The organism is Streptomyces sp. KPB2 (assembly GCF_003950055.1).
In the GTDB taxonomy this organism is placed as follows: domain Bacteria; phylum Actinomycetota; class Actinomycetes; order Streptomycetales; family Streptomycetaceae; genus Streptomyces; species Streptomyces salinarius.
Genome location: NZ_CP034353.1, coordinates 7,111,980 through 7,129,488, shown reverse-complemented (window position 1 = coordinate 7,129,488; position 17,509 = coordinate 7,111,980). Strand labels below are relative to the sequence as shown.

The 17,509-nt window shown below is 73.9% G+C and carries 16 protein-coding genes; 9 read left to right on the top strand and 7 right to left on the bottom strand.

The genetic code is table 11. The features are described from left to right. Positions 1-158 precede the first annotated feature (158 nt). From D1J63_RS32235 to D1J63_RS32220, 4 genes are all read left to right on the top strand, one after another. A complete protein-coding gene (locus tag D1J63_RS32235) occupies positions 159-1,013 on the top strand; it encodes an SDR family NAD(P)-dependent oxidoreductase (protein WP_164713064.1) in 855 nt (284 codons plus the stop codon). Between the two features lie 16 nt (positions 1,014-1,029). Continuing rightward, positions 1,030-1,938, top strand: a complete 909-nt coding sequence (locus D1J63_RS32230; protein ID WP_102930060.1) for a DMT family transporter — start codon at positions 1,030-1,032, stop codon at positions 1,936-1,938. A gap of 139 nt (positions 1,939-2,077) precedes the next feature. Further along, a complete protein-coding gene (locus D1J63_RS32225; protein WP_125633772.1) occupies positions 2,078-2,905 on the top strand; it encodes a polysaccharide deacetylase family protein in 828 nt (275 codons plus the stop codon). Between the two features lie 10 nt (positions 2,906-2,915). Continuing rightward, positions 2,916-4,691, top strand: a complete 1,776-nt coding sequence (locus D1J63_RS32220) for a glycoside hydrolase family 15 protein (protein ID WP_125633770.1) — start codon at positions 2,916-2,918, stop codon at positions 4,689-4,691. 114 nt (positions 4,692-4,805) lie between these two features. On the opposite strand, the gene D1J63_RS32215 is transcribed toward D1J63_RS32220, so the two are convergent. From D1J63_RS32215 to D1J63_RS32200, 4 genes are read right to left on the bottom strand one after another with little or no spacing between them, the layout of a single operon-like run. After that, positions 4,806-5,936: an XdhC/CoxI family protein gene (locus D1J63_RS32215; protein ID WP_125633768.1), complete on the bottom strand. Its 1,131-nt coding sequence runs from the start codon at positions 5,934-5,936 to the stop codon at positions 4,806-4,808. Continuing rightward, positions 5,929-8,079 (bottom strand): xanthine dehydrogenase family protein molybdopterin-binding subunit, encoded by a 2,151-nt coding sequence (locus D1J63_RS32210; protein WP_125633766.1) that lies wholly within the window; start codon positions 8,077-8,079, stop codon positions 5,929-5,931. Before D1J63_RS32210 ends, D1J63_RS32215 begins: the two co-directional genes overlap by 8 nt. After that, entirely contained in the window at positions 8,076-9,068 is a 993-nt protein-coding gene (locus D1J63_RS32205) for a xanthine dehydrogenase family protein subunit M (protein ID WP_125633764.1), read from the bottom strand. Before D1J63_RS32205 ends, D1J63_RS32210 begins: the two co-directional genes overlap by 4 nt. Next, a complete protein-coding gene (locus D1J63_RS32200; protein WP_125633762.1) occupies positions 9,065-9,670 on the bottom strand; it encodes a 2Fe-2S iron-sulfur cluster-binding protein in 606 nt (201 codons plus the stop codon). Before D1J63_RS32200 ends, D1J63_RS32205 begins: the two co-directional genes overlap by 4 nt. Before the next feature lie 229 nt (positions 9,671-9,899). On the opposite strand from D1J63_RS32200, the gene xdhR reads away from it, so the two are divergent. Next, positions 9,900-10,490 carry a purine salvage operon transcriptional regulator XdhR gene (gene xdhR, locus D1J63_RS32195; RefSeq protein WP_125633760.1) on the top strand — a complete coding sequence of 197 codons (591 nt, stop codon included), beginning with the start codon at positions 9,900-9,902 and terminating at the stop codon, positions 10,488-10,490. Here xdhR and D1J63_RS32190 read toward each other — a convergent pair. Further along, positions 10,453-11,298 (bottom strand): response regulator, encoded by an 846-nt coding sequence (locus tag D1J63_RS32190; RefSeq protein WP_125633757.1) that lies wholly within the window; start codon positions 11,296-11,298, stop codon positions 10,453-10,455. The genes xdhR and D1J63_RS32190 overlap by 38 nt on opposite strands. Next, complete coding sequence (locus D1J63_RS32185) at positions 11,295-12,941, bottom strand: ATP-binding protein (RefSeq protein ID WP_125633755.1); 1,647 nt, start codon at positions 12,939-12,941, stop codon at positions 11,295-11,297. Before D1J63_RS32185 ends, D1J63_RS32190 begins: the two co-directional genes overlap by 4 nt. Before the next feature lie 340 nt (positions 12,942-13,281). On the opposite strand from D1J63_RS32185, the gene D1J63_RS32180 reads away from it, so the two are divergent. Genes D1J63_RS32180 through D1J63_RS32170 form a run of 3 tightly spaced genes read left to right on the top strand, consistent with a single transcriptional unit; the run spans position 13,282 to position 16,311 of the window. After that, positions 13,282-14,268 carry a tripartite tricarboxylate transporter substrate binding protein gene (locus D1J63_RS32180; RefSeq protein ID WP_164713063.1) on the top strand — a complete coding sequence of 329 codons (987 nt, stop codon included), beginning with the start codon at positions 13,282-13,284 and terminating at the stop codon, positions 14,266-14,268. Then, complete coding sequence (locus D1J63_RS32175) at positions 14,265-14,810, top strand: tripartite tricarboxylate transporter TctB family protein (RefSeq protein WP_125633751.1); 546 nt, start codon at positions 14,265-14,267, stop codon at positions 14,808-14,810. The genes D1J63_RS32180 and D1J63_RS32175 overlap by 4 nt, the downstream gene beginning before the upstream one ends. 1 nt (position 14,811) lies before the next feature. After that, positions 14,812-16,311, top strand: a complete 1,500-nt coding sequence (locus tag D1J63_RS32170) for a tripartite tricarboxylate transporter permease (RefSeq protein ID WP_125633748.1) — start codon at positions 14,812-14,814, stop codon at positions 16,309-16,311. Between the two features lie 32 nt (positions 16,312-16,343). Here D1J63_RS32170 and D1J63_RS32165 read toward each other — a convergent pair whose 3' ends face one another. Beyond that, a complete protein-coding gene (locus D1J63_RS32165) occupies positions 16,344-16,901 on the bottom strand; it encodes a helix-turn-helix domain-containing protein (protein ID WP_241235628.1) in 558 nt (185 codons plus the stop codon). A 279-nt stretch (positions 16,902-17,180) separates the two neighbouring features. Between D1J63_RS32165 and D1J63_RS32160 the strand changes: the two genes are divergently transcribed. After that, positions 17,181-17,504, top strand: coding sequence for a putative quinol monooxygenase (locus tag D1J63_RS32160; RefSeq protein WP_102928269.1), 324 nt, complete (start codon positions 17,181-17,183; stop codon positions 17,502-17,504). Positions 17,505-17,509: the final 5 nt, after the last annotated feature.

Sequence of the window (17,509 nt, the reverse complement as noted above, 5' to 3'; positions counted from 1 at the left end):
GCCGACACCGCGGGTTCCAAACCACCTCACATATCCGCATAAGGGCGTTTCGGACGCGCCGCCAGGGATACTCCGTGACCGCCCGTCCGGCCGGACGGCGAAGCCCGACCGCCCGGTCGGCCGCTTCGCGGTGCCCGCCCCGAGCCAAGGTGGTCCTCATGGTCCATGCGTTCTCCCGTCCCCGCTCCGTCGCGGGACCGCAGGTCGCCGCCCCCGACGCGGACGACGCGAGGCCCCGGCGACGGCCCGTCGGGATCCGGGACCTGCGGACCCGTACGGCGCTGGTGACCGGGGCGTCCTCCGGCATCGGCGCGGCCGTGGCCCGCCGGCTCGGTGACGAGGACGGCTGGCGGCTGGTGCTCACGGGACGTGACCCGGTGCGGCTGCGTCAGGTGGCCGACGACACCTCGGCCACCGCCTTCGCGGCGGATCTCACCCTTCCCGGGGCCGACCGGCAGCTCACCGACTTCACGACGGCCACCTCGGGCCCGGTGGACCTGCTGGTGGCCGGGGCCGGCGTGGGCTGGGCCGGGGAGTTCCTGGACATGCCCCCGCACCGCATCGACGAGGTCCTCGACATCAACGTGCTGGCCACGTTGCGCCTGGTGCGGCTGCTGCTGCCCGGGATGGTGGCGGCGGGCTCGGGTCGGGTGGTGCTCATCGGCTCGCTGGCGGGCAGTGTCGCGGTGCGCGACGAGGCCGTGTACTCCGCCGCCAAGGCCGCGATCGGCGCCTTCGCCGACTCGCTGCGCTACGAACTGCGGGGCACCGGCGTGGGGGTCACCCATGTGGTGCCGGGTGTCGTCGACACCCCGTTCTTCGAGCGCCGCGGCACCCCCTACCGGCGGTCCAGGCCGCGTCCGGTGCCTCCCGAGCAGGTGGCCGACGCGGTGCGCAGCGCGGTGCTGCGGGGCCGGGACGAGGTGTACGTGCCCTCGTGGCTGCGGCTGCCGTGCCGCGTGCGGGGTGCGGCTCCGGGACTCTACCGACGGCTGGCCGCACGGTTCGGATGACCGGGAGCCCGTCGCGGTGAGCGTCCTCACCGTCGTCCTCGCCCTGTTCGCGGCGCTGTCCAACGCGGCGGCGTCCGTACTGCAGCGCCGGGCCGCGGCCCAGGACGAGGACCGGGCGGGAGCCCGGCACACGGTGCTGCGCTCGCTGCTGCGGATGGTGCGCGACCGGTACTGGATCGGCGGGGCGGCGCTGCTCGCGCTGACGACGGTGCTGCAGGCGTCCGCGCTGGCGGTGGGCAGTCTGGCCGTCGTCCAGCCGCTGATGGCCACCGAACTGCTGTTCACGCTGGTGGTGGGCAGCGCGGTCTTCCACCGGCGGCCTGACTCTCGCACCTGGCTGGCGTTCGCGGCCCTGGCCGTGGGGCTGGCGCTGTTCCTGGGCTCCGCCGCTCCGGCGGCCGGTCACGACACCGCCACCCAGGGCCGGTGGATCTGGGCGGGGCTGGCGCTGTTCGTGCTGATCACGGTCCTCGCCTCGGTCGGCAGCCTGGTGCACGGCGCGCCCCGCGCCGCACTGTTCGGGTCGGCGTCCGCCGTGGGGTTCGGCGGTACGGCGGCGCTGCTCAAGGAACTCACGGGCCGGCTCCCCCAGGGGGTGGGCGAGGTGCTGACCCAGTGGCCGCCGTACGCCACGGCGGTGGTGGGCGTGGTCAGCTTCCTGCTGCTGCAGAGCGCCCTGCGGGCCGGGACCCTCGCGGCCTCGCAGCCGGCGCTGACCCTCGGCGACGCGCTGACCAGCGTCGCGCTGGGCTGGGCCCTGTTCGGCGAGGAGATCCTGCTCGGCGTGCGGGTGCTGCCCGAGCTGATCGGCGTGGCGCTGATCGGCCTCGGCAGCGTCGGACTGGCCCGGGCTCCGTCGGTCCACGGCGCCTGGGACACGGCCCCGGCGGCGCGGGACGGACCCGGGCGGCCGGTGAAGCGGTGAGCGGTGAGCGGTGAGCGGTCCGGGACGGGCGAACCGAGACCGGCGAACCGGGATCGGCGAACCGAGATCAGGTAGCCGGGGAGCAGATACCCGGTGAGCAACGAGACATCAGCGAACGGAACGGGCCGGAGGCATCAGGATGCGTCAGGGGTTTCCCGTCGGACGGGCGGTGTACGTCGCCGCACCGGTCGTCGCCGCCGCGCTGGCCCACATCGGACCGGCCGCGACCTGGCTGCCGGGGCTGCGCCGGCGCCGGTTCCCCGGGCTCGCCGGGCAGGGCAGTCCGACTCACGTGGCGCTCACCTTCGACGACGGCCCGGACCCCGCGTCCACACCGCGCTTCCTCGACGTACTGGACGTGCTCGGCGTACGGGCGACGTTCTTCGTCCTGGGCGAGAACGTCGTGCGGCACCCGGAGGTGGCCCTCGAACTGGTCCGGCGCGGACACGAACTCGCCGTCCACGGCTGGACGCACGACCGTCCCTGGTGGCCTTCGCCGGCCCGGGACGCGCGCGAGCTGCTGCGTACCGTCCGGGTGGTGGGCGAGGTGGCCGGCCGGGCTCCCCACTGGTACCGGCCGCCGTACGGCATCCTCACCTCCGGACGCTGGGCGGCCGCCCGCCGGGCCGGGCTGCGGCCCGTGCTGTGGACGGCCTGGGGCAAGGACTGGCGGCACGACGCCACGCCCGCCTCGGTACGCGCGACCGTCGCGGCGGACCTGCGCGGCGGCGGCACGATCCTCCTCCACGACACCGATCACGCCTCGGCTCCGGGCAGCTGGCGGGCCACGCTCGGCGCACTGCCGGACCTCGTGCGCGACTGCCGTGCGGCGGGCCTGACGGTGGGGCCGCTGGGCGAGCACGGGACGGGGCGCGGCGGGGCGGACGGGGACTCGTTGACGGCGGGGACCGGGCGGAGCGGGTGGAGTGCGCGGCCCGCACCGTTTCGGTCACCGGCGCCGGGATAGCCGTAGCGGCATGAAGGACAGCGACGAGGAGCGCGCGGCGGCACCGGACACCTCGTGCCCGCCCTGGGCGCTGCGCGAGTACGCCGTGCTCGCCGACGGTGAGCGCGGGGCGGTCCTGGACCCCCGGGGCCGGATCGTGTGGCTGTGCGCCCCGCGGTGGCACGACGACGCGGTGTTCTCCGCGCTGATCGGCGGGGCCGGTCACTTCACCGTGGAGCCCGCGGACCCCTGGCACGTCTGGGGCGGCTCCTACGAGGAGGGCACGCTGATCCGGGTGAGCCGGTGGGTGACCTCCGGCTGCGTGATCGAGTGCCGCGAGGCCCTGGCCATGCCGTCCCGCACGGACCGGCTCGTGCTGCTGCGCCGCATGCGGGTGGAGCGGGGCGAGGCCCGGCTGAAGCTGGATCTGGACCCGCGGCCCGGCTTCGGCGAGTTCCGGATGCGCGAGCCCCGGCGGGAGGGTGGCGTGTGGACGGCCGAGGCGGAGGGTCTGCGGATGCGGCTCGCCGGGGCGCCGGACGCGGTGTGGCGGGACCCGGCCGGACTGTGCGGCGATTTCCGGCTGGGCGAGGGCCAGACGCACGACCTCGTACTGGAACTGTCCACGCAACGGGAGACCGAGCCGCTCGACGCCGACGCGTTGTGGCGGGCGACGGAACGTGAGTGGCGGCAGGCGGTCCCGGACTGCTCGCGGCTGGTGGCGCCGCGCGACGCCAGGCACGCGTACGCCGTGCTGCGCGGACTGACCAGCGTCTCCGGGGGGATGGTCGCGGCGGCCACCACGTCGCTGCCGGAGCGGGCCAACAGCGGGCGCAACTACGACTACCGCTACGCCTGGCTGCGCGACCAGTGCTACGCCGGTCTGGCGGTCGCCGCGCACGGGCCGCACCCGCTGGTCGACGACGCCGTGCGCTTCGTGGCCGAGCGCATCCTCGCCGACGGCGACGAGGTGCGCCCCGCGTACACGGTCGACGGCCGGCCGGTCGGGCCCGAGCGCTCCCTGCGGCTGCCGGGCTATCCCGGCGGCAACGACCACGTCGGCAACGACGCGGGGGCCCAGTTCCAGCTGGACACCTTCGGCGAGGCACTGCAGCTGTTCGCCGCGGCGGCCGCGCACGACCGGCTGACCGAGGAGGCGCGGCGGGCCGCGATCCTCTCGGTGGACGTCGTGGAGCGGCAGTGGCTGAAGCCGGATGCCGGTCTCTGGGAGCTGGAGGACCGGTGGTGGACCCACTCCAGACTGGGCGTGGTGTGCGGACTGCGGCGGATGGCCGAAGTGCTGCCCGGGAAGGACGGGCGCCGGTGCGCCGACCTCGCCGACACGGTCCTGCGGGAGACCCGGCGCCGGTGCCTGCTCCCCGACGGCCGCTGGCGGCGGGCCGAGGACGACGACGGGCCCGAGGCCGCCCTGCTGGTACCGATGGCCCGCGGCTGCACGTTCGGGGACCACCACGACGCGGCGACCCGCGCCTACATCGAGTCCCGCCTGACCGAGGACGGCTATCTGTTCCGCTTCGAACATCCCGGCGAGTCGCTCGGGGAGGCCGAGGGGGCGTTCCTGCTCTGCGGCTTCACCATGGCGCTCGCCACGCACCGCGTCGGCGACCGGGTCGGCGCGTTCCGCTGGTTCGAGCGCACCCGGGCGGCCTGCGGACCGCCCGGGCTGTTCGCCGAGGAGTACGACGTGCGCCAGCGCCAGCTCCGCGGCAATCTGCCGCAGGCCTTCGTGCACGCCATGATGCTGGAGTGCGCGGTACGCCTGGCCGGCGAGTCGACGCTGCCCTGACCCTCGGGCCTGTGTGGCCGGTCCGAACCTGATGACGACTCGCCTGGCGCCCCCCTTCTTGAGGGGCGGTAGCCCGGCTGGGGCGGCGAGTCCGGCGGATGCCGCCCCCTTCCCTCAAGCGGCAGCCCCCGTCACCTCCCGGTGGATCGGTGCGGCTCCGCCCGTCAGGGGGACACCCGTGCCGCCGCGGCGGAGGGCGACGATCTCCGCCGCGATGGACAGGGCCGTCTCCTCGGGGGTGCGGGCGCCCAGGTCGAGGCCGATCGGTGAGCGCAGCCGCGCGAGCTCGTCCTCGGTCAGGCCCGCCTCGCGCAGCCGTCGGGCGCGGTCCTCGTGGGTGCGGCGCGAGCCCATCGCGCCGACGAACGCGACCGGCATCCGCAGTGCCTCCGTGAGCAGCGGCACGTCGAACTTGGCGTCGTGGGTGAGCACGCACAGCATCGTGCGCCCGTCGGTCGGGGTGCTGCCCAGGTAGCGGTGCGGCCAGTCGACGACGACCTCGTCGGCCTCGGGGAAACGGGCCCGCGTGGCGAAGACGGGCCGGGCGTCGCACACGGTGACGTGGTGTCCGAGGAACTTCCCCGCCCGCACCAGCGCCGCCGCGAAGTCGACGGCGCCGAAGACGATCATGCGGGGCGGCGGCACGCTGGACTCGACGAGCAGGGTGAGACCTCCGGGGCAGTGCGACCCGTCCTCCGAGAGCCCGACCGTGCCGGTCCGTCCGGCGTCCAGCAGGGCACCGGCCTCGGCCGCCGCCGTGCGGTCCAGGTCCGGGTGGCCGCCGAGACCGCCCTCGCGGGTGCCGTCGGACCGGACCAGCAACGCCCGGCCCAGCAGGTCGGACGGGCCCCGCACGACCCGGGCGAGGGCCGCGGTCCCGCCCCTGGCGGCGGTGGCCAGCGCCGCCCGGAGCACCTCCCGCGCCGGCGCGTCGACGCCGATCGGAGTGACCAGGACGTCGACGATCCCGCCGCAGGTCAGGCCTACCGCGAAGGCGTCCTCGTCGCTGTAGCCGAAGCGTTCGCGGACCGTCTCGCCGCTGCGCAGGGCGTCGGTGCACAGCTCGTACACCGCGCCCTCCACGCAGCCGCCGGAGACCGAGCCGATCGCCGTGCCGTCGCTGTCGACGGCGAGGGCGGCGCCCGGCCCGCGCGGTGCGCTGCCGCCGACGGAGACGACGGTGGCGACGGCGAACTCCCGGCCCTCGGCGAGCCAGCGGTTCAGCTCGTCGGCGATGTCAAGCATCCGTGCCGCCCCCGGCCCCGGGCACCCCCGCCGCCAGCACGCGGTCGGGCCGGATCGGCAGGTTGCGGTGGCGGACGCCGGTCGCATGGCGCACCGCGTTGGCGACGGCCGCCGCGGCGCCCACGATGCCGATCTCACCGACGCCCTTGATGCCCACCGGGTCGTCCGGGTCGGGGTCGTCGACCCAGTCCGCCTGGATGTCGCCCACGTCGGCGTTGGTGGCGACGTGGTAGCCGGCGAGGTCGGGGGCGTAGAGGGCGCCGCTGGCCCGGTCCCGTACCGCCTCCTCGTGCAGGGCCATGGAGATGCCCCAGACCATGCCGCCGACGAGCTGGTTGCGGGCGGTGAGCGGGTTGACGATCCGGCCCGCCGCGAAGATGCCGAGCATGCGGCGCACCCGTACCTCGCCGGTGGCGGTGTCCACTGCGACCTCGGCGAACTGCGCCCCGAAGGAGTGCCGCTCCTTCTGTGCGAGGCGGCCGAGGGCCTCGGTGGTGTCGGACCGCACGGTGATGCCGTCGGCCGGGATGTCGGCGCCCAGGGCGAGGCGTTCGCGCAGTTCGGCGGCCGCGGCGGTGATCGCCCAGGCCCAGGAGCGGGTGCCCATCGAACCGCCCGCGATCATCGCCGGCCCGAAGTCGCTGTCGCCGATGCGGACCCGGACCCGCTCGGGCGCGACCTCCAGCGCGTCGGCGGCGACCAGGGTGAGCGCGGTGCGGGCGCCGGTGCCGATGTCGGCGGCGGCGATCCGCACGGTGAAACTCCCGTCCGCCTCGGCGGTCACCAGGGCCGTGGAGGGGCCGGCGCCCGAGTGGAAGGAGGCGGCGGCGGTGCCCGTGCCCAGTAGCCAGCGTCCGTCGCGGCGCATGCCGGGGCGCGGGTCGCGCTCGGCCCAGCCGAACCGCCGGGCGCCCTCGCGGAAGCAGGCCTCCAGATTGCGGCTGCTGAACGGCAGCCCGGAGACCGGGCCGACCTCGGGCTCGTTGCGCAGGCGCAGCTCGATCGGGTCGACGCCGCAGCGCTCAGCCAGTTCGTCGAGGGCCGACTCGATGGCGAAGGAGCCCGGTGCCTCGCCCGGCGCGCGCATGAACGTCGGCGACGGCACATCGAGTGGCGTGACCTCGTTGGCCGTGTGGTGCGCGTCGGCGTCGTACATCACCCGGGCCACGCCCGCGCTGGGCTCGACGAACTCGTAGACGGTGGACGTCTGGTTCAGCGACCGGTGCTCCAGGGCACGCAGCCGGCCGTCGGCGTCGGCGCCGAGCCGCACGCGCTGGACGGTGGGGCTGCGGTAGCCGGCCAGCGAGAACATCTGGCGCCGCGTCATCACCACGCGTACCGGCCGCTGCAGTTCGGTCGCGGCCATCACGGCGGCGACCTGGTGGGCGCGCAGTCCCTTGCTGCCGAAGCCGCCGCCGATGTGCTCGGAGCGCACCCGTACCGCGGACGCGTCCAGCGAGAACATGCTGGCCAGTTCGCTCTGGACCCAGGTGGTGCCCTGGTTGGAGTCGACGACCTCCAGCCGGCCGCCGTCCCACCGGGCCGTGGCGGCGTGCGGTTCCATCATGCTGTGGTGCTCTTCGGGCGTGGTGTACTCCTCGTCCACCACGACGGCGGACGCGGCGAGGCCGGCCGTCAGGTCGCCCTTGGCGGTCTCGCCGGGCATGACGCCGCCGGCCGGGTGGGCGCCCGGGTGGCCGGTGGTGAGTTCGGTGTCGTGCGGCTCCTCGTCGTAGGTGACGACGAGTGCCTCGGCGGCCTCCCGGGCCTGCTCGGACGTCTCGGCGACGACGAGGGCGACCGGCCAGCCCGCGTGCGCCACCCGGTCCTGCTGGAAGACGGCGGCGGTCGGGTCCGGCGGCATGCCCAGCAGACCGATGTAGTCGGTCTCGACGCGCGGAGCGTTCCCGTGGTGCAGGACGGCGAGCACGCCGGGCATGGCGAGGACGGGCTCGGTCTCGACCGCGCGGACGCGGCCGCGGGCCACGGTGGACAGCACAAGCCAGCCGTGCGCGAGGTCGGCGAAGGGGATCTCACCGGCGTAGCGAGCGGCTCCGGTGACCTTGTCGCGGCCCTCGACTCGGGTGTGGGCGGTGCCGACGGCGCCCCGGGCCGTCGTGGGGCCGGTCGTGGCGGTGGTCATCGGGCGGCCTCCCCGGCGAGTTCGGTCAGGACGGCCACGACGAGGTTGCGCATGAGGGTCACCTTGTATCCGTTGTCGGGCAGCGGCCTGGCGGCCGCGAGTTCGGCGTCCGCGGCGGCGGCGAAGGTCTCGCCGTCGGCCGGTGCTCCGGTGAGCACGGCCTCGGCCGCGCGGGCCCGCCAGGGCCGCGATGCGACGGCGCCGAAGGCCAGCCGGGCCTCGCGCACGACGCCGTCCTCGATGTCGAGCGCGGCGGCGACCGAGCCGATCGCGAAGGCGTACGAGGCACGCTCGCGCACCTTGCGGTAGCGGGAGCGGGCGGCGACCGGGGCGGGCGGCAGGGTGACGCCGGTGATCAGTGCGCCGGGCGGCAGGGCGGTCTCCCGGTGCGGGGTGTCCCCGACGGGGAGGTAGAAGTCGGCCAGCGGCAACTCACCGGGTCCGTCGAGGGTTTCGTAGCCGACGACGGCGTCGAAGGCGGCGAGGGCCACGCCCATGTCGGAGGGGTGGACGGCCACGCAGTGGTCGGAGGCGCCCAGGATGGCGTGGTTGTGGTGCTCGCCGGTGAGCGCGGGGCAACCGCTGCCGGGGGCGCGCTTGTTGCAGGGCTTGCTGAGGTCGGTGAAGTAGCCGCAGCGGGTGCGCTGGAGGAGGTTGCCGCCGACGGTGGCCATGTTGCGCAGCTGGCCGGAGGCGCCGGCCAGGACCGCCTGGGTCAGGGCCGGGTAGCGGCGGCGTACTTCTGGGTGGGCGGCCAGGTCGCTGTTGGTGACGGTGGCGCCGATGCGCAGGCCGCCGTCCGCGGTCTCCTCGATGCCGTCCAGAGGGAGTTCACGGACGTCGACGAGCCGGGCGGGGCGTTCGACGCCGGTCTTCATCAGGTCGACCAGGTTGGTGCCGCCGCCGAGGAAGCGGGCGTCCGGGTCGGCGGCGAGCAGGGCCACGGCGCCGGAGACGTCGTCGGCGCGCTGGTATCCGAACTCCCTCATGCCGCGGTCTCCTTCTCCGTCTCGGCGGACAGGTCGCCGTCGTCGTCCCGGGCGGCAGCGGCCTCGTGGGCCTCGGCCGCGCGGGTGACCGCCTGGACGATGGAGACGTAGGCGCCGCAGCGGCACAGGTTGCCGCTCATCCGTTCGCGGATCTCGTCCGGTGTCAGGGGTGGGGGCCCGGCCTCGGGACGTACGTCCTCGGTGGCGGCGCTGGGCCAGCCGGCCGCGTGCTCCTCGATGACGGCGATCGCGGAGCAGATCTGTCCGGGTGTGCAGTAGCCGCACTGGTATCCGTCGAGGTCGAGGAAGGCCTGTTGGACCGGGTGCAGCCGGTCGCCGTCGGCCATGCCCTCGATGGTGGTGATCTCGCGGCCCTCGGCGGCGACGGCGAGGTTCAGGCAGGAGACGGCGCGGCGTCCGTCGACCAGGACGGTGCAGGCTCCGCACTGGCCCTGGTCACAGCCCTTCTTGGTGCCGGTCAGATCCAGTCGCTCGCGCAGGGCGTCGAGCAGGGTGGTGCGGTGGTCGACGGTCAGCTGGTGCTTCTCGCCGTTGATGTTCAGGGTGACGGCGCTGGACGTCGACGAGGGCGTTGGGGCCATGGTCAGCCTTCTTTGGTGTCCGGTGACAGCGGGATGTCTGTTGACAGGGAGAAACGGGCTGTAGGCAGTGGGGGTCGTTCGCGGCCGGTCGACCACCGGCCGGGGTCGCGCGGCCGCGTCCGCCGCTAGACTGGGCGGGTAACCGGACAACTGTCCGCTGCCGAAAACGTAACGGACAGCTGTCCGCTTAGCAAGGTCGGGATTCGGCCACAACCCGAAAGGGGGACGAGTGCCGCTGCCGAAGAAGGACAAGCCGGACACTCCCTTGCGCTCGGACGCCCAGCGCAACCGCGAACGCATCCTGGCAGTGGCCACCGAGGAGCTGACGCACTGCGCGAACGCCCCGTTGAGCGCCATCGCCAAGAAGGCCGGGGTCGGGCAGGGCACCTTCTACCGCAATTTCCCGAACCGCGAGGCGCTCGTCCTGGAGATCTACCGCTACGGGATGCAGCAGGTCGCCCAGGCCGCACCCGAGATGCTGGCCACCCGGGAACCCGACCTGGCCCTGCGCGAGTGGATGGACCGCCTCGCCGAGTTCGCCATGACCAAGGCGGGCCTGGCGGACGCGATCCGGCTGGTCACCAGCGCACCCGGGGCGCCGGAGAAGCCGCGCCCCACCCCGCTGGAGGAAGCGGCCGAGCTGCTGCTCCGCGCCAACCACGAGGCCGGCACGATCCGCCCCGGGGTGACCGGGGACGACTTCTTCCTCGTCCTCGGCGGTCTGTGGCTGATCGGCCCCGGCGAGGACCGGCAGTCGCGGGTCACCCGGTTCCTGGACTTCGTCATGGACGCCCTGCGCGCGGGAGCGCCAGGCCGGTGACCGCACCCCGGAAGCGGTAGCGGCGCTCGGGGCGGCCCGCCACGCCGTAGCGCAGCGAGACCTCCGCGCTGCCCACGGTGTGGAAGTACTCCAGGTACCTGCGCGCGCTCACCCGGGAGATCCCGGTCAGCGCCGCGCATTCGCTGGCCGACAGGGTGCCGTCCGCCTCCCGCAGGGTGCGCTCGACCAGTTCGGCGGTCTCCACGCTCATGCCCTTGGGCAGCGCGGGGGCCGTGGCCGTCTGCGCCGCGGCCCCGGCCAGTACGCGGTCGACGTCGGCCTGGCTGCGCACGACCGTGCCGAGCAGCCGGCCCCGCTGGACGGCGTAGCGCTCGAGCCGGACCCGCAGGTCCTCGAACTCGAACGGTTTGAGCAGGTAGTCGACGACGCCCTGCCGTACCGCGCCGCGCACCGCGTCCGCCTCGCGGGCCGCGCTGATCACCATGACGTCGCAGTCGTGGCCCGCTGCGCGCAGCCGCGGGATGACGTCGAGGCCGAAGACGTCCGGCAGGTACAGGTCGAGCAGGACCAGGTCGGGGCGCAGCTCCCCGACGGCGGTGAGCGCCTGTTCCCCGGTGCCGGCGACACCGAGGACCCGGAAGGGCTCGACCCGTTCGACGAACGCGCGGTGGACGCGGGCGACCATGAAGTCGTCGTCGACGACGAGCACGCCGATCGGGGCGGCGGCACCGGGCGCCTCCGGGTCCGCGGCGTTCGGGGTGGCCGGGTGGGCGGCGCCCGCGGAACCGGCCGCGGCGAACGTGCCGGCCTGGGCGGTCGCGTCGGACGTGCCGCTCGTAGCCGTCATGGTGCTGCTCCTTCCGCCACCGCGTCGGTGAGGTGGCTGACGGTCATGCGTGCGGTGAACATGGCACCCTCGGGGGTGTTGGTCACCGAGATCTCACCGCCGTGACGTTCGCAGACCAGCCGGGTCAGCGCCAGGCCGATGCCGCGCTCGCCCTGCCGGGCGGCCTTGGTGGTGAAGCCGTGGGAGAAGACCTCCCGGGCCAGTTCGGGCGCCACGCCGGGCCCGGAGTCGCGGACCACGATCTCGACGCTGGCGGCGTCCTGCCGCAGCTCGACCTCGACCCAGGCCTCGTGTTCGCCACCCGGGGCCGCGGCGGCGTCCACGGCGTTGTCGACGAGGTTGCCGACCACGGTCGCCACGTCGGCGGCGTCCGCCGGCTCCAGCCGGTCCAGCGCCGTGCGGTCCGAGACCCGCAGGGCGACCCGGCGCTCGGCGGCGAGGGAGGACTTCGCGGTGATCAGCGCGGCCACGGCGGTGTCCCGGACCCGGCGGCTGAGAGTGACGTCCAGGGACTGGCGGCGCTGGTTGAGGCCGCGAATGTAGCGCACCACCTCCTCCTGCTCACCGATCTGGATGAGCCCGGAGATGGTGTGCAGCTGGTTGGCGAACTCGTGGGCCTGGGCGCGCAGCAGCTCGGAGGTGCTCCGGAAGGAGCCGATCTCGCGCTCCAGGCGGGCCAGTTCGGTGCGGTCGCGCAGGGTGGTGACCGAGCCGAGCGGCCGGCCGTGCTTGGTGACGGTCATGCGGTTCATGACCAGGACCCGGCCGTTGCGGACGACGACCTCGTCGCGCGGCCCGGCGGCTTCGGGCGTGACACCGGCCAGGACGTCGCGCAGCCGTCCGTCGATGCCGAGCCCGTCCAGGCTCTGGCCCACGCAGTCGGCGGGGAGGTCGAGCAGGCGCCTGCCCATCTCGTTGACCAGGGTGAGCCGGTGCTGCGGGTCGAGCGCGACGACGCCCTCCGCGATGCCGTAGAGCATGGCCTCCCGGTGCTCGGCGAGGCCCGCGATCTCGCGCGGCTCCAGGCCGAGGGTCTGCCGTTTGACGCGCCGGGCCAGCAGCCAGGAGCCGGCCACGCCGAGGCCGCTGGCGATGCCGAGGTAGGCGAGGAGGTAGGAGGAGGCGCCGCTGAGGCGCTGCCACACCGTCGGGTCGGCCTCGCCGACCATCACCGTGCCGAGATGCCGGCCGAGGGTCTGCCCGGTCGCCCCGATCACCGGGACCTGGGCGACGAGCTCCCGGCTGCCCTTCACGGTCAGCGGCCCCGACCAGCCGCTCCCGGCACCGGCGCCCTCACCGCGCGGCAGCCGGGCACCGATCAGCGTGGGGTCGGTGGAACTGACGACGCGGCCGTCGGCGTCGGCCACGGTGACGGAGGTGACCCCGGACTGCGTCTGCGTGGAGTTGACCAGCGGGGCGAGGGCCTCCTGCGGCACCGGGCGCAGCAGCTGGCTGCGGACCAGCGGCGTGGCGGCCAGCTGTTCGGCGAGGGCGGTGACCCGGCGGCCCTCGACTCGGTTGAAGGTGGCCCTGGACTGGGCGAGCGAGACGGCGGCGACCGCGAGCAGGACGACCACGACGATGGCGAGCTGGAGGACCAGCATCTCGCCCGCGAGGGTCTGACGGCGGAAGGTGGGGGCCACGGCGGTCTCGTTCTCGGCTCACGGAGGGGGCTGGGGAGGGGACGGGGATGCGGTGACCGGCGGGGGGGCCGGTGGGTGTGCCGGGTCGCCATCATGGCGCCCACCTGCGGCGAGGGAAAGGGCCGCGCCCTCGATGTGCCTGCTTCGCAATGAACCGGCGATCCGACGGCGATGTGACGCCGCGCGTCGGTCACGGGGTTGCGGCGACCGCAATGAACACAACCTCCCTTGGTTCCGCAAGGAAGACACGAGGCAGGCCCGCGGGCACCATGTGGCCCACGTCACCCTCCCCCACAGGGCCCCCCGTACCGCTCTACCCAACCGACAGGTGGTGTCATACGTGCGCCTGCGCACCCCCCTTGCCCTGCTCGGGGCCGCCGTGCTCGTGCTGGCCGGACCGCCGTTGCTCTCCTCCGGCGACGACTCGGACTCCGGCACCCAGATCCCGGGCCTGCGCTTCATGGTTCCCAACACGCCCGGCGGCGGTTACGACATCACCGCCCGTACGGCCGCGAAGAACGCCGAGGACGCCGGGCTCACGCACAACATCGAGGTGTTCAACCTGCCCGGGGCGGGCGGCACCGTGGGCCTCAGCCGGCTGGTGAGCGAGCACGGCAACGGCAAGCTCGCCATGTCCATGGGCCTCGGCGTCGTGGGCGCCGTCCGCTCCAACCACGCCCCCAAGACCCTCGCCGACGCCACGCCGATCGCGCGGCTCACCGAGGAGCAGGACGTCGTCGTGGTCGCCAAGGACTCGCCGTACAAGACGATCGACGAGCTGATCGGTGCCTGGAAGAAGGACCCGGGCAAGATCCCCGTCGGCGGTGGTTCGTCGCCGGGCGGGCCCGACCACCTCGCGCCGATGCTGATGGCGCAGGCCGCCGGGATCCAGCCGAAGTCGGTCAACTACATCCCCTTCGACGGCGGCGGCGAACTGCTCGCCTCGATCCTCGGCAACAAGGTCGGCTTCGGGGTGTCCGGCGTCGGCGAGTACCTGGACCAGATCAAGGCCGGGGAGCTGCGGGTGCTCGCGGTGACCGGCCCCGAGCGGGTGGACGACCTGAAGGACGCGCCCACGCTCAAGGAGTCCGGCTACGACGTCAACTTCACCAACTGGCGCGGCATCGTCGCCCCGCCGGGCCTGTCCGAGGCCCAGCGCAACAAGCTCACCCGCCTGTTCGAGGAACTGCACGACTCGCCCGAGTGGAAGAAGTCCATGGACCAGAACGGCTGGGACGACGCCTTCCTGACCGGCGAGAAGTTCGGCGACTTCCTGGACACCCAGGACAAGCGCGTGGTGTCGGTACTGAAGGAGCTGGGACTGTGACGACGCGGACCGAACTCCCCGAGGACCGGGAGAAGACGGCCGACGGCCGGCGCTCGTGGCTGCGCGAGCACTCCGAACTCGGCGTGTGCGCCCTGCTGCTGGCGCTCGGTGTGCTCGTCCTGACCGACGCGCTCACCATGGACGTCGACATCACCCAGCGCGGCCCGGTCGGCCCCAAGACCGTGCCGATCGTGGTCGGCGCCGGCCTGCTGGTGATCGCGGCGCTGCTCGCCGTCGACGTGCTGCGCGGCGGCCGGGGCGAGGCCGAGGGCGGCGAGGACATCGACCTGTCCGAACCGGCGGACTGGCGCACGGTGCTGCTGCTGTCCGGGATCTTCCTGGGCGCCGCGGCCCTGATCGAGCCGGCCGGCTTCCCCGTGGCGGGGGCGCTGCTCTTCTGGGGCGCCGCCTTCGCTCTCGGCAGCCGCCGCGTGGACCGCGATCCGCTGATCGCCGCGGTGCTGTCCCTGATCACCTACGTCGTCTTCGACAAGCTGCTCGGAGTGCCGCTGCCCGGCGGTCCGCTGATGGGAGTGCTCTGACATGAACGCCCTCAACTCCCTCATGGACGGGTTCGGTACGGCCCTCACCCCGCTCAACCTGCTGTGGGCCGCTCTCGGCGTGCTGCTCGGCACGGCCATCGGCGTGCTGCCCGGCATCGGCCCGGCGATGGCGGTGGCGCTGCTGCTGCCGGTGACGTACGGCCTTGACCCGGTCGCGGCGTTCATCATGTTCGCCGGCATCTACTACGGCGCGATGTTCGGCGGTTCGACCACCTCCATCCTGCTCAACACCCCCGGCGAGAGTGCCGCCGTGGTCGCGGCCATGGAGGGCAACCCCATGGCCAAGGCGGGGCGCGGCGCGCAGGCGCTGGCGGCCGCGGCCATCGGTCACTTCGCGGGCGGCATGATCGGCACGATCCTGCTGGTGGCGCTTGCCCCGACGGTCGCCGACCTGGCCGTGGACATCGGCGCGCCGGACTACTTCGCCATCATGGTGCTGGCCTTCATCGCCGTCACGTCGGTGCTGGGCTCCTCGCGGGTCAGAGGCCTGGCCTCGCTGCTGATCGGTCTGACGATCGGCCTGGTGGGTCTGGACCAGATGACGGGCCAGCAGCGGCTGACCTTCGGTTCGCTGCAACTCGCCGACGGCGTGGACGTGGTGATCGTGGCGGTCGGTCTGTTCGCGATCGGCGAGGCGCTGTGGGTCGCGGCCCATCTGCGGCGCGGGGCGGCCGAGCCGATCCCGGTGGGCCGTCCCTGGCTCGGCCGCGGTGACGTGAAGCGCACCTGGAAGTCCTGGCTGCGCGGTCCGCTCATCGGCTTCCCGTTCGGCGCGATCCCGGCGGGCGGCGCGGAGATACCGACGTTCCTGTCGTACGTCACGGAGAAGCGGCTGTCCAAGCACAAGGACGAGTGGGGCAAGGGCGCCATCGAGGGCGTGGCGGGGCCCGAGTCGGCCGCGTCCGCATCGGCGGCGGGCACGCTGGTGTCCATGCTGACGCTGGGCCTGCCGACCACCGCGGTCGCGGCGGTCATGCTGGCCGCCTTCCAGCAGTACGGCATCCAGCCGGGCCCGCTGCTCTTCGAACGCGAGCCCGAGCTGGTGTGGGGTCTGATCGCCTCGCTGTTCGTCGGCATGGTGCTGCTGCTCGCCCTGAACCTGCCGCTGGCGCCGGTGTGGGCGAAGCTGCTGCGCATCCCGCGGCCGTACCTCTACGCGGGGATCATGTTCTTCGCGGCGGTCGGCGCCTACGCCGTCGGCGGTGAGGTGATCGACCTGGTGATCCTGCTGGTCATCGGTCTGATCGGGTTCGGCATGCGGCGCTACGGGCTGCCCATCCTGCCCGCCGTGATCGGCGTCATCCTCGGCCCGAACGCCGAGCAGCAGCTGCGCCGCGCCCTGCAGATCAGCGACGGCAGCGTCTCGGGCCTGGTCAACACGCCCTTCTCGGTGACGGTGTACGCGGTGATCGTGCTGCTGCTGGCCTGGCCGCTGGTGAAGCGGCTGTTCAGCCGCGGGCGGGCACGGGCGAACGCCTGATCCCCGAGCCGGTCCGGCGGCGCGTGCGCGGCTCAGGACCGCTGTGCGCGGCCCGGTACGCCGATCCCGTACCGGGCCGTTTCGCGGTGGAGGGTGGCGCGGCTCATGCCGAGCCGCCGGGCGGCCTGCGCCACGGTGGTGCCGGGCTCGGTGAGGCAGCGCGCGATCCCGTCGCGCTCCAGTTCCCGCAGCCGGCTCAGCCGGTGCCGGGCGCCGGTGAGCACCTCCGCCGGCAGGTGCCGCACGTCGACCACGTCCGCCCGGGACGCCGCCGCCCGCACCACCCTCCTCAGCCGACGCACGTTCTCGGGCCATTCGTACGCGGTCAGGGCCCGTACGGCACCCGGCCGGTGCCGGCGCGCGAAGCGGTCGGTGACACAGCGGGTGTCGCCCTTGGCCGGTTCGGGCGTCCACAGCGTCAGCCACGCCCGCAGGTCGTCGGGCGCCGGTGGGCGTGCCGCCGGAGACCAGGTCGAGCACGTGCCGGAGCCGACCGGCGGGCACGGCGCCGAGGTCGTCGTCGACTTCGTCGGCGAGAGGGCGCTACCCGGGACAGCGTCCGGATGCTGCGCCGGGCCGGCGACTACCACGTCGTCGGGTACGGCGAAAACATCGGCAGCCCCACGATCGACGTCATTTCGTCCGAGATCAACTTCATCGGTAACCTCGTTGGCGGCTACACCGACCTGTGCGAGCTGGTGCTCGCCGCGCAGGGACGGGTAAGGCTGCACACGGTGACGTACCCGCTCGACCGCTTCCGGGACGCCCTGACCGGTCTGGACGCCGGCCGGGTCCGCGTACGCGCCGTCCTCGTGCCGTACCGGAACGTCCGGTCCCGGCCACGCCCTCACAGAAAGCGAACCGAATCAATGATCTTCATCACCGCGAAGTTCCAGGTCCTCCCCGAACACGCGGACCAGTGGCCCGAGATCGCCGGCGACTTCACCCGGGCCACTCGGGCGGAACCCGGCTGCCTCTGGTTCGACTGGTCGCGCAGCGTCGACGACCCCACGGAGTACGTCCTGGTCGAGGCGTTCCGCGACGACGAGGCGGGCGCCGCCCACGTCCAGTCCGCCCACTTCCGCGCCGCGCAGGAGAAGCTGCCGCGCCACCTCGCCCGCACGCCGCGCATCGTGAACACGACGGTCGACCAGGAGGGCTGGTCGGAGCTGGGCGAGATGGCGGTGAAGTAGGACGC

Bases quoted from the DNA above. Each gene is read 5' to 3' on its own strand.
- D1J63_RS32170 (WP_125633748.1), top strand. From the start codon at position 14,812: ATGAACGCCCTCAACTCCCTCATGGACGGGTTCGGTACGGCCCTCACC.
- D1J63_RS32205 (WP_125633764.1), bottom strand. From the start codon at position 9,068: ATGAGGGAGTTCGGATACCAGCGCGCCGACGACGTCTCCGGCGCCGTG.
- D1J63_RS32225 (WP_125633772.1), top strand. From the start codon at position 2,078: ATGCGTCAGGGGTTTCCCGTCGGACGGGCGGTGTACGTCGCCGCACCG.
- D1J63_RS32215 (WP_125633768.1), bottom strand. From the start codon at position 5,936: ATGCTTGACATCGCCGACGAGCTGAACCGCTGGCTCGCCGAGGGCCGG.
- D1J63_RS32200 (WP_125633762.1), bottom strand. From the start codon at position 9,670: ATGGCCCCAACGCCCTCGTCGACGTCCAGCGCCGTCACCCTGAACATC.
- D1J63_RS32190 (WP_125633757.1), bottom strand. From the start codon at position 11,298: ATGACGGCTACGAGCGGCACGTCCGACGCGACCGCCCAGGCCGGCACG.
- D1J63_RS32220 (WP_125633770.1), top strand. From the start codon at position 2,916: ATGAAGGACAGCGACGAGGAGCGCGCGGCGGCACCGGACACCTCGTGC.
- D1J63_RS32160 (WP_102928269.1), top strand. From the start codon at position 17,181: ATGATCTTCATCACCGCGAAGTTCCAGGTCCTCCCCGAACACGCGGAC.
- D1J63_RS32210 (WP_125633766.1), bottom strand. From the start codon at position 8,079: ATGACCACCGCCACGACCGGCCCCACGACGGCCCGGGGCGCCGTCGGC.
- D1J63_RS32235 (WP_164713064.1), top strand. From the start codon at position 159: ATGGTCCATGCGTTCTCCCGTCCCCGCTCCGTCGCGGGACCGCAGGTC.